We start from the raw sequence: 5,829 nt of genomic DNA on the forward strand, positions 1-5,829 counted from the left end.
AGCCAACTGAGCAGGTTGCGCACCGCGCAGGCCTGGAAGAGTTCAAACTGCGCGGCGGCCAACCCGATGCAGCGGGCGCGGCGGCAACCCTGGTAGCGCGTGAGCCAGGCGATGGTCGGTTCCACGCGCCAGCGGTCGTGCAGCAAGGCTTTGCCTTCGTCGCTCTGGTTGACGCGCCGGGCCTCACGCATGTGATGGTGGTACTCCGAGACGAAGACGGTGCGGTGGCTGTCGGGTTTGGCCTTGGGGTCACGACACTGCCCGTGCTTCGCGCAGCCCGCGCAGTCGGGTGCCCGAAACCGGAAGTGGATGCCATCGGCGTTGCCCGACGCGTAGGCGGTGGTGCTGACCTTGCCGCCCGGACAGGTACACGTCATGCGGGCGAAATCCACCTGAAAGTCCGCGACGCTGAAGCGGGCGGGGTCGCTGCCGCCGCTCTGCGGAATGGGGGCAACGAGGCTGGTCTGGCCGTCACTGCGGGTGTGGACCTCGGCGCGGGTCTTGCCCCAACCGGCGGCCCCATCCATCACGATGATCTCCGGCAGCGGTGCCCCGGCCTCCTGCTGTTGTTCGAGCACGGCGGCGGGCGCGACGCTATCGGGCGTGCAGCCGGTCACGATCACGCAGGCGCAGATACGGGTGCGCGTGGTGCTGATGATCGCATTGCTGCCGAGCACGGCGGGACTCCCGTCGTGTTTGCGGAAGGTGGCCTCGCGGTCAACGGCGCTGGCGATGCGGCGCGCCCCCCGTTCCTTGGCGGGGCGTTCGGTCACGACGCCGGCATCATCGGTGGTCAGTTCATCCGCTTGCACCTTGGCGAGATCGGCGAGGAAGGCCAGCACGAGCGGGTGAACCACTGGGTCGAGCGTGTCCAGCTGGGCCGTCACGGTCGTCACGACGCGGGCGACCAGGGCCACGGTGGTCTGGAGGCGGGCGTGGCGGGCGGCGGCACTGCGAGCGGGTTTCGGCTTCTGCGTGAAAGGCGTCAGGTCGAGCGCCTCCAGCGCGGCGGTGAGGGTGGCCGGGCCGCGCTGCCGCAGCAGCAGCAGGAGGCGGAGGGTCAGGTGGCGGAGCAACGCGGCGGCACTGACACTGGGCGCGACCGGACTCTGCATGGCAAAGGTGTCCACGATCTGGGGCGTGGTGGCGGCATCTTCCGGGTCGACGCGGTCAAGGAAGGCGAGCACATCGCGAAAAAGGGCGTCGGAGGCATGCTGGCGCATCCAGCCGTGAAAGCGGGCGAGCGTGGTATGGTCGGGAAGCTGCGGGGCAAAGAGGGACAGCCCGACAAACCAGCGCACGACGAGGTTGCTGGCGAGATGCCAGGCCAGCTCGCGGTCGGAACAGCCCCCCGCCCACGTGCGGACGATCTCGGCGCGCACCAACTGCTCCAGCGTAAAGGTCGGCGGCGCCCCGGGTGCGCCCTCGGGATGGCGATAGGCGGCACAGGCCGCGACCACCGCCGCCGGATCATAGGCCAGGCCGATGCGCACCAGGGGATGGTCGCGCACCGTCGTCGTAAAGATCCGCCGGAGGATGGTCGTCTCGGCCCAGACCAGGATCGGGCCAAGGAACATGATGATCCCGGCTTGGAGCCAGCGCGGCACGGCGGGCAAATCGGGCGTGCCAGCACGGAGGATTGGTGGTAGAATAGGGAGCATAACCGTCTTTTTTGTGTGTTTGATGCGGTTTTTACACTACAGTCATCATGCCACAAAAAGGCGGTTTTTCAAGCCCTCACCGTGGTGATCCTTCGCACCCCGAAAAGTTGCCGGTATTCTGCACCAGTCTCTTGAAGGGGTTTGAAACAAACTTTGCGGTATTCTTGTTGCGTGAAATACGAGGACACAAAAAAAGCCCCGCTTTGAAGGGGTTTGAAACGAACGGTAACCTTGCCGTCCTCACAGGACGGCTCGGGACACAAAAAAAGCCCCGCTTTGAAGGGGTTTGAAACACTGCGCCTTGTCGTTGTCGAGTAGCCGCTGCTCGGGACACAAAAAAAGCCCCGCTTTGAAGGGGTTTGAAACTATATCAGACCAATTACTGGCTCCTGTGATATTGGCGACACAAAAAAAGCCCCGCTTTGAAGGGGTTTGAAACATGCGGGCCTCGTACTGCGCCTTGTCGTTGTCGAGTGACACAAAAAAAGCCCCGCTTTGAAGGGGTTTGAAACATCCGCGTCCACCTCATACTGGAACAAAAACCAGCAGACACAAAAAAAGCCCCGCTTTGAAGGGGTTTGAAACATTGGACCTGGTGGCGAGCCGAAGCTCTCCCGTGATGGACACAAAAAAAGCCCCGCTTTGAAGGGGTTTGAAACGACCCTTGGGTCGGCAATTACGGTGGTCTAGCGCCACGACACAAAAAAAGCCCCGCTTTGAAGGGGTTTGAAACACGCATGATTAACTCTCCCCTGCTCTTCGGCTGGACTTGACACAAAAAAAGCCCCGCTTTGAAGGGGTTTGAAACCGGGTGAGGCGATCTGGGTCAGCGTGACCACAGCGCGACACAAAAAAAGCCCCGCTTTGAAGGGGTTTGAAACACGGTCGAAAACACCACCCACAGAATCCCCAGAATGAGACACAAAAAAAGCCCCGCTTTGAAGGGGTTTGAAACATGGGGGGCTCCCTTTTACAAAAGAAAACGATTCAGGACACAAAAAAAGCCCCGCTTTGAAGGGGTTTGAAACGCGTCGGCTCGTCGCACGGCACGTCCACGTCCCACGACACAAAAAAAGCCCCGCTTTGAAGGGGTTTGAAACACGATCTCCTGCTGGGACTGGGCGCTTCTGCTGGAGGACACAAAAAAAGCCCCGCTTTGAAGGGGTTTGAAACTAGTCTTTGCAGACGATGAACAGTGACACCACTACAGGACACAAAAAAAGCCCCGCTTTGAAGGGGTTTGAAACGGGGCGGGCTCTTCCTAACTGCCGATGCCGAGGGCATGACACAAAAAAAGCCCCGCTTTGAAGGGGTTTGAAACATCAGCTTCCAGGCGGCCTCGGCGATGGTCATGGCCCGACACAAAAAAAGCCCCGCTTTGAAGGGGTTTGAAACGCGCATTGGGTACGGCAGAGGAGAGTAGCCCTATTGACACAAAAAAAGCCCCGCTTTGAAGGGGTTTGAAACTCGTCGGCGGCGTGCAGTCCCACGTCACTCGCACTTGACACAAAAAAAGCCCCGCTTTGAAGGGGTTTGAAACAAGCTTAAGAACCCTGCGGCCGCGATAATCATTCCCGGACACAAAAAAAGCCCCGCTTTGAAGGGGTTTGAAACCATCTTCCGGTGCCAGCGGCAAGGTCTGCAAAGGGCGACACAAAAAAAGCCCCGCTTTGAAGGGGTTTGAAACATCGACACCTTGCCGTATAGCTTCATAGCTGCCCGGGACACAAAAAAAGCCCCGCTTTGAAGGGGTTTGAAACGGGAGTATTCCCCTCCTCGATCCAGAGGTCGTTACGACACAAAAAAAGCCCCGCTTTGAAGGGGTTTGAAACCCGATCAGTATGATCCGAACGACGTCGCCGGCCTTGACACAAAAAAAGCCCCGCTTTGAAGGGGTTTGAAACGAGGCGCCCCACTCGGGGGCGCCTCAACATTTGTGGACACAAAAAAAGCCCCGCTTTGAAGGGGTTTGAAACTGGAGTGCGGGGTTTGGGGGAGTGTCAGCTGCTCGGGACACAAAAAAAGCCCCGCTTTGAAGGGGTTTGAAACGTTGCGGCGGCGGCGGCGGTGGGGGCGGTGATGGTTGACACAAAAAAAGCCCCGCTTTGAAGGGGTTTGAAACCTGTTGCGCCTTGACCCTGCCACGATCGGCCTTGTTGACACAAAAAAAGCCCCGCTTTGAAGGGGTTTGAAACGCTTCTGAACATGTACGACCCTGAGGACCCCGAAGATTGACACAAAAAAAGCCCCGCTTTGAAGGGGTTTGAAACGATATGGAGCATCAGCGTGCGAACAAAGTCGATCTTGACACAAAAAAAGCCCCGCTTTGAAGGGGTTTGAAACATTAACCAGGGATGGGCCATCGATGCTGGCACTCGGCGACACAAAAAAAGCCCCGCTTTGAAGGGGTTTGAAACGAGAAGCTTGATCTGGCCTCCGGAGTTCTGCATCAGACACAAAAAAAGCCCCGCTTTGAAGGGGTTTGAAACCTCCTCGGTAGCGTTCCTGAGAATGTGAGCAATGGCGACACAAAAAAAGCCCCGCTTTGAAGGGGTTTGAAACGTGGTGAATGCGGCGGCGGTGGTCTGGGCGGCCGCGTGACACAAAAAAAGCCCCGCTTTGAAGGGGTTTGAAACTAACCACACAACGTCGGCCCTGAACATGGTTAAAGCGATAGACACAAAAAAAGCCCCGCTTTGAAGGGGTTTGAAACAATTTTTACCCGAACCGGCCGTGGCCCTTGCAGCGATTGACACAAAAAAAGCCCCGCTTTGAAGGGGTTTGAAACCCCTGAGACGCCGGTGATCGAGACAGGCCACTCCAGGACACAAAAAAAGCCCCGCTTTGAAGGGGTTTGAAACCCCGAATGGCGAGCTGGAGTGGCCTGGCACCGCTGTCGACACAAAAAAAGCCCCGCTTTGAAGGGGTTTGAAACTCGGCCTTCGCTGCCGGGGCCAACATCAGGGCGCTGACACAAAAAAAGCCCCGCTTTGAAGGGGTTTGAAACACCAGCTCGCCGTCGATGACAGCGGTGCCAGGCCACGACACAAAAAAAGCCCCGCTTTGAAGGGGTTTGAAACAGGAAGCTGCCCCAGGTGCCGTACAGGCCGTAGCCGGACACAAAAAAAGCCCCGCTTTGAAGGGGTTTGAAACGCGCAGGATGTTGCGCATGTTACACCTCCAGGTGGACACAAAAAAAGCCCCGCTTTGAAGGGGTTTGAAACTCGATCACCGGCGTCTCAGGCGTCTCCTCGCAGAGGTCGCCGTGACACAAAAAAAGCCCCGCTTTGAAGGGGTTTGAAACGCGCTGCGATTATTCGCAGCGGCCCTCCCCCATTTGACACAAAAAAAGCCCCGCTTTGAAGGGGTTTGAAACGACGAGGTCCGGTCCTTGCTGCCGATCTGCGGACGCGACACAAAAAAAGCCCCGCTTTGAAGGGGTTTGAAACTTGGACTCGGTCTCCTGCCACTCGCGCAGGATAGACACAAAAAAAGCCCCGCTTTGAAGGGGTTTGAAACCTTCTGTAAACCGAGCAGGAACGACACATCGTCGCCGACACAAAAAAAGCCCCGCTTTGAAGGGGTTTGAAACATAAACCTCCCCGGGAGGACAATCGAAAAAGTATGCGACACAAAAAAAGCCCCGCTTTGAAGGGGTTTGAAACCAATAGTCCTGGGAGGGTGCAGGCATTCTCTCGATAGACACAAAAAAAGCCCCGCTTTGAAGGGGTTTGAAACTCGGACTTCCTTGGCTTTGTCTCTCGCCTCGGACTTGACACAAAAAAAGCCCCGCTTTGAAGGGGTTTGAAACCCGGCCTAATTGCCCTTGGAATATCGTCCTCCAAGGACGACACAAAAAAAGCCCCGCTTTGAAGGGGTTTGAAACAAGCGGCTTTTCTTTTGTGGTTATGGTGCTTTATGTGACACAAAAAAAGCCCCGCTTTGAAGGGGTTTGAAACTCCTGGTTCAATTTCCATAAGACCTCCGTCTTACATGACACAAAAAAAGCCCCGCTTTGAAGGGGTTTGAAACCGGATGCCGAGGCCGGAGACGATCAGGGTGGCGATGACACAAAAAAAGCCCCGCTTTGAAGGAGAGTGGTGCAGAATAGGGGCTGCCATCTGCCGAGCAAAGGCCAAACGGGGTCGCCAACAGGGGGGGGCCGCGC

The 5,829-nt window shown here is 57.4% G+C and carries 1 protein-coding gene and 1 CRISPR repeat array; the gene reads right to left on the reverse strand.

Going from position 1 to position 5,829, the window contains the following annotated elements; genetic code table 11:
* The coding region (locus tag EKD05_RS24965; protein WP_165360971.1) for a transposase at positions 1-1,577 on the reverse strand (1,577 nt) is incomplete at its 3' end.
* A 195-nt stretch (positions 1,578-1,772) separates the two neighbouring features.
* A CRISPR array of direct repeats spans positions 1,773-5,765; the repeat unit is 37 nt; unit sequence GACACAAAAAAAGCCCCGCTTTGAAGGGGTTTGAAAC.
* Positions 5,766-5,829 lie beyond the last annotated feature (64 nt).

Source organism: Candidatus Chloroploca sp. Khr17, assembly GCF_004138165.1.
Taxonomy (GTDB): domain Bacteria; phylum Chloroflexota; class Chloroflexia; order Chloroflexales; family Chloroflexaceae; genus Chloroploca.